Genomic DNA, 6,088 nt, shown 5'->3' with positions numbered 1-6,088 from the left:
TTAAAGGTGTTTGTGGTGAACTTACTTTAGCATGTTGGGCTTCTTTTTTTTATCCTTTCTTATGTCGAATTCAGGTTGATTAAATAGTTTATGGCAAGTAAAAAATTTTCAACGCTTATTATAATGTAATTACTTGCAAAAAAATTTGTCTAATAGCCAATAAAATTCCGACTAATTTAATCAGGTTTTTTTGTTATTTCGCCCTATAAACCCCCATCGCAAAATTGATTCATGATAAAATGAGCCATATTCATTTTATTTAATATCCAAGCCTATGTCCGCCGAAACTATTGCTAACAAAGCCTTTAAACAAGGCACCAAAGCCCTATTTGACTATGATAAACACTGGGCAAGCTGCTTTGAGCCTGCGCCATTTTTGCCGATGAGCCGAGCCGAAATGGATGCCCTTGGTTGGGATGCCTGTGATGTCATTATCGTCTCAGGCGATGCCTACGTCGATCACCCAAGCTTTGGTATGGCAATCATCGGCAGGCTGTTAGAGTCGCAAGGCTTTCGCGTCGGTATCATCGCCCAGCCAGACTGGACGAGCAAAGACGCTTTTATGACACTCGGCAAACCGACCATCGCGTGGGGCGTCACCGCAGGCAATATGGACAGCATGATTAACCGCTACACCGCCGATAGACGCATTCGCAGTGATGATGCCTACTCGCCAGACAATGCCCCCGACAAACGCCCCGACCGTGCGGCTGTAGTATATAGCCAGCGCTGCCGTGAAGCCTATCCCGATGTGCCCATTATTTTGGGCGGGATTGAAGGCTCGCTGCGCCGTATCGCCCATTATGATTATTGGTCAGATAAAGTGCGCCGTAGCATTTTGATGGATAGCCGCGCTGATATTTTGCTATATGGCAATGCCGAGCGGGCGATTGTCGATGTTGTACATGCACTTGCCAAAGGTTATCGTTTTGAAGACCTTGCCAAAGTGCGTGGCACCGCGTATCTGTCAACACAAACCAAAAAACACTGGCAACGCGATATGATAGAAATCGCCAGTAACGACGTCGACACCGTTGGGCGTGTTGACCCGATTATCAATCCGTATGTGATGATGGAAGATGTGGGCGACTGTCATATCGAACAAGAAAAAACCCTTGAGAGTCAATACAAAGGGTTTGTGGCGGATAAAGTCGAGCACAAAGTCCTCAATGCTGATAAGGTCGCTGAAAGCCAAGACATCCAAGTGGTTAACCTCAAAGACCCCAATAAAAACGCCTTAAAACACAAACGCCCGTTGCCGCCCCGTGACAAAACCGTGATTCGCTTGCCCGACTTTGAGCAAGTCAAATCCGACCCGGTACTTTACGCCCATGCCAACCGTATTTTGCACTTAGAAACCAATCCGCATAACGCCCGCGCCTTGGTGCAGCGACATGGCGACATTGATGTATGGCTCAATCCGCCGCCCATTCCACTTACCATGGAAGAGATGGATTATATCTTTGATTTGCCGTATGCCCGTTTGCCCCATCCCAGCTACGGCAACGCAAGAATTCCTGCCTACGACATGATTAAATTATCAGTCAATATCATGCGCGGCTGTTTTGGCGGCTGTACCTTCTGCTCGATTACCGAACATGAAGGACGCATTATCCAAAACCGCTCAGAAGAATCTATCTTGGGCGAAATCAAAAAAATCCGCGACACCGAGCCGTCATTTACCGGGGTAATTTCTGACCTTGGTGGACCGACTGCCAACATGTATCGTCTGCATTGTAAAGACGATGCCATTGAGAAAAACTGCCGCAAACCCTCCTGCGTGTATCCCGATATCTGCGATAACTTACTCACCGACCACAGTCATCTCACCCAACTGTACCGTAAAGCTCGTGATATCAAAGGGGTGAAAAAAATCCTAATTGCGTCAGGCTTGCGCTATGATTTGGCGGTCAAAGACCCCGAATATGTCAAAGAATTGGTCACCCACCATGTCGGCGGTTATCTCAAAATCGCCCCCGAACATTCCGAAACCAATGTACTCTCCAAAATGATGAAACCGGGTATGGGGACGTACGATACTTTCAAGCAGATGTTCGATAAATACAGCCGTGAAGCGGGCAAAGAGCAATATTTGATTCCGTATTTTATCGCTGCCCACCCAGGCACGACCGACAACGACATGATGAACTTGGCGATTTGGCTCAAACGCAACGGCTTTCGTGCCGACCAAGTACAAGCCTTTTACCCAAGCCCGATGGCAACTGCTACTACCATGTATCATACTGCCAAAGACCCCTTACATAAAGTCACCCGTGACAGCGAAGGGGTGGAAATCGTCAAATCGGGTAAACAGCGTAAACTCCACAAAGCGTATTTACGTTACCACGACCCCAAAAATTGGGCACTGCTGCGTCAATCGCTTAAAGATTTGGGGCGTGAGGATTTGATTGGGCATGGCAGTCAGTGTTTAATTCCGCCTTATAACCCAAAATTGGAAGGCGAAGACATTTACCAATCGGCAAGAAAGAAAAACAGCTCAGCAGGTGGCGATTCTGTTAAGCGTAATGGTAAAGCGGATAACTCCAATTCAAATAATGGGCAAAGTAAATCGGAAAAAAAACCCACGCCGACGAGTTTTGGCAAAAAACCAAATAAACCGAAAAAAGGCAATTTCCAAACGCAGCATACAGGCTTGCCACCGCGGAAAACAAAATAATTTATGTTATTCATGGCTTGTAGCGCATTTCTACAAGCCGGTTTATTTATTTTTAAATTGTTCCAATTTAATGCCACATCTGAAGGCTGATAGCGATTTTATGTTTTTTGTATGATTAAAAAGAGAGTGTTTAGCATCTTTAACTTGGTTTAGACTTTGATGATTTCTAAAATCTCCCAATTTGATTTTGGTGTTTTCTTCGAATACTGTAATTGTTAAATGCAAAATGATTAGCTAGAAATAACCTATAGGCTGAATGGATTAAATAACTCATATGACTGATGGCTGCGTTATATTCACCTTCTGTCTAAAAATCCAATGTATTGCTCCGAATAAAGACTCGAAGCCTCAAACATTATGTGACAGCCTTTTTTATTTATAAAAAATTCTCAATAAAATTTAAATTTTTATTTTTACATCAAGCTTACATCTTAACAACTAAACACAGCACTAAAAACGTTAAAAAATCACTAAAATACAAACCATTATAAAAATAAAAGGCTTTCAATATGGCAAAAATTTTTATTGGGATAGGGATTTTATTTCTCATCATTGGCTTAATTTATCTGTTTTTTCCCAATGCCTTTAACTGGTTTGGTCGTATGCCGGGGGACGTTAATTATCGCTCCGAAGGCGGTGGCTTCAGCTTTCACTTCCCCATCGTCACCATGATTATTGTGAGTATCATTCTCACTATTATTCTTAACCTATTTAACCGCTAACAGCGCGCTAAGTACCGCTATATTGAGAAGGTTTTTATCACAAAAACTGCCTTTTTTATCAAAAAATGTCGTAAACTGTAATTACGCCAGTCAAGATTGAAAAGGAGTTAGTCATGCAGCGCGACATTTTTAAGCCAACACTACTGAGCCTCGTAATCGCCCAAAGCTTATTGACGGCGTGTAGCCCCTCACCGTCAAATAGCCGTGATACCAGCCCTGCCACACCCGTTATCGCCTCACCAACGCCCGTGGTTGCTGCGCCTAGCATGATGATGGAAGCGGCAGCAATGAGCAAGATGGCACGCTACTCACCTATCATGCCGGTGCTGCCGATACCCCACAATAATAGCGAAAAATATCAGCACCTTGCAGTCAACCCCATTCACCAGACCGCCACCGATGCCGTTGCCACTTTTAGTATTGATACCGACACGGGCAGCTACGCCAATGTGCGCCGTTTTCTCAACAACGGACAACTACCGCCTACTGACGCGGTGCGTATTGAAGAGCTTATCAACTATTTTAACTATGACTTTTCACAAGCCAAGCGCCTTGCCAACGCCCCTTTTTTAGTAAGCACCGAAACAGTTGCCGCACCTTGGCGTGCTACCAATCGTATCATCAAAGTAGCTATCAAAGCGGATGACCCTACCATCACGAAACAAAGCGCGTTACCGCCTGCCAACTTGGTATTTTTGGTAGATGTGTCAGGCTCGATGTCAGACAACGATAAATTACCACTAGTCAAATCTTCGCTAAAAATGCTTACCAAACAATTGAGGGCGCAAGATACCATCAGTATCGTGACCTATGCAGGTCGCACCCAAGTGACGCTTCCTGCCACCAAAGGCAGTGATACCGACAAAATATTAGCCGCGATTGATAGCCTAGATGCCAGTGGTTCGACCAATGGCGAAGCAGCGATAAAGCTGGCCTATCAACAAGCAAAAATCCACTATAAAAAAGATGGCATCAACCGCATTTTGATGATGACCGATGGGGATTTTAATGTCGGCGTATCGGACGTCGATGAAATGCTAGATATTATCCGCCGTGAGCGTGATAGCGGCGTATCACTTTCCACATTTGGCTTTGGTGAAGGCAATTTAAACGACCACATGATGGAGCAAGTCGCGGATAACGGCAACGGTAACTATAGCTACATCGATAGCCTGTCTGAGGTCAAAAAAGCCTTGGTAGACGAAATGTCAGCCACCTTTAACACCGTGGCAAAAGACGTTAAAGTCCAAGTGGAATTCAATCCCCAGACGGTTAAAGAATGGCGCTTAATTGGTTATGAAAATCGTGTCCTTGCAAAAGAAGATTTTAACAACGATAAAGTAGACGCAGGTGAGCTAGGTGCAGGCAAATCCGTGGTTGCGCTGTTTGAAGTTACTCCTGTGGGTCAGCAAGGTTGGCTAGACGATAGCCGCTACCAAGCTCACCCTATCAGTCATACAGGCAAAAATACTGAGCTAGGGTTTTTAAAACTGCGCTATAAAGCGCCAAATAGCAACTCATCAACGCTTTTGACCCTGTCCATTAGCAATCAGACCCAACAGCCGAGCAGTGAGCTGGCATTTGCGCTAAGTGTGGCAAGTTTTGGCGAAACCCTCAAGCAAAGCAAATACCTCGGTAATTGGCAACTAAACGATAGCAAGCGACTCGCCCAAGCCAATATCGGCAACGACCCACAAGGTATTCGCCGCGAATTTGTCAAGCTTATCGACTTAGCCGATAGCTTACAACCCACCAAAAAATAGCCACTATACAACTGTCAATAAAAAAGCTAGATAAATCATCTAGCTTTTCTCCTACTTTTACTATTTTGCCCATCAGTGCTGTTTTGTGCCAAAAATTTTATCCCCTGCATCCCCAAGCCCTGGGATAATATACCCCTGTTCATTGAGATGACTATCGAGCGCTGCGGTAAAAATCTTCACATCAGGATGGGCATCATTCACCGCTTTCACCCCTTCAGGCGTTGCCACTAATACCAGAGCTTTAATATCTTTACAGCCGTGTTTTTTCATCATATCAATCGTTGCTACCATACTACCACCCGTGGCAAGCATAGGATCTAAAATCAACGCAGGACGCTCATCAATATCTTTGACCAACTTTTCAAAAAAAGGCACGGGCTCAAGGGTATCCTCATCACGTTGCAGTCCAACCATCGAGATTTTAGCCGTGGGAATAAGGTCTAAAACCCCATCAAGCATTCCCAAACCTGCACGCAAGATGGGTACGACAGTGACGGTTTTACCTTTGATTTGAATGCCTTCTATTTGGTTACCTTCCCAGCCCTGAATGCTGATTGTTTCTATGGGAAAATCACGGCTTGCTTCATACGCCATCAAACGGGCAAGTTCTTTAGTCAAGGTACGAAATTTATAAGTGCTACTATCTGCCTCGCGCATCAAGGATAATTTATGCTTAACTAAGGGATGGTCAATAACGGTAATTTGCATGGTAACACTCACTTTAAATTTCACACCAAAAATTTTCGCCTATTTTACCCAAAGTCTGCGATAAAAACATTAATTTTCTATTCTGAGTTTTTCTCTGAGTCTTTCAGGGATACAAAAAAACACCCCCTTTAAGAAATAAAGGGGGGTGTTTTGGAATAGGGAGCTGACGATGACCTACTCTCACATGGGCGAACCACACTACCATTGGCGCATTGGAG

The 6,088-nt window shown here is 44.5% G+C and carries 4 protein-coding genes; 3 read left to right on the top strand and 1 reads right to left on the bottom strand.

Features of this window, described 5'->3' with window-relative positions; all coding sequences use genetic code 11:
• Positions 1-274 precede the first annotated feature (274 nt).
• The 3 genes from ACH0AB_RS11525 (at position 275) to ACH0AB_RS11515 (ending at position 5,162) form a co-directional block, all read left to right on the top strand.
• Positions 275-2,677: a YgiQ family radical SAM protein gene (locus tag ACH0AB_RS11525; RefSeq protein WP_406878234.1), complete on the top strand. Its 2,403-nt coding sequence runs from the start codon at positions 275-277 to the stop codon at positions 2,675-2,677.
• Positions 2,678-3,186: 509 nt separating this feature from the next.
• A complete protein-coding gene (locus tag ACH0AB_RS11520; RefSeq protein ID WP_099808321.1) occupies positions 3,187-3,399 on the top strand; it encodes a DUF2905 domain-containing protein in 213 nt (70 codons plus the stop codon).
• Between the two features lie 113 nt (positions 3,400-3,512).
• Entirely contained in the window at positions 3,513-5,162 is a 1,650-nt protein-coding gene (locus ACH0AB_RS11515; protein WP_138017914.1) for a vWA domain-containing protein, read from the top strand.
• 72 nt (positions 5,163-5,234) lie between these two features.
• Here the strand turns inward: ACH0AB_RS11515 and upp are convergent, their stop codons facing one another.
• Positions 5,235-5,870, bottom strand: a complete 636-nt coding sequence (gene upp, locus ACH0AB_RS11510; protein WP_076773962.1) for a uracil phosphoribosyltransferase — start codon at positions 5,868-5,870, stop codon at positions 5,235-5,237.
• Positions 5,871-6,088 lie beyond the last annotated feature (218 nt).

This window comes from Moraxella sp. 179-F 1C4 NHS, assembly GCF_045370505.1.
Classification (GTDB): domain Bacteria; phylum Pseudomonadota; class Gammaproteobacteria; order Pseudomonadales; family Moraxellaceae; genus Faucicola; species Faucicola tetraodonis.
The sequence above is the reverse complement of the archived record's forward strand: the minus strand, read 5'-3'. Positions and strand labels throughout refer to the sequence as shown.

What these genes read in the sequence shown, in the direction of transcription:
- ACH0AB_RS11515 (WP_138017914.1), top strand. Translation starts at nt 3,513, where the DNA reads ATGCAGCGCGACATTTTTAAGCCAACACTACTGAGCCTCGTAATCGCC.
- ACH0AB_RS11520 (WP_099808321.1), top strand. Translation starts at nt 3,187, where the DNA reads ATGGCAAAAATTTTTATTGGGATAGGGATTTTATTTCTCATCATTGGC.
- upp (WP_076773962.1), bottom strand. Translation starts at nt 5,870, where the DNA reads ATGCAAATTACCGTTATTGACCATCCCTTAGTTAAGCATAAATTATCC.
- ACH0AB_RS11525 (WP_406878234.1), top strand. Translation starts at nt 275, where the DNA reads ATGTCCGCCGAAACTATTGCTAACAAAGCCTTTAAACAAGGCACCAAA.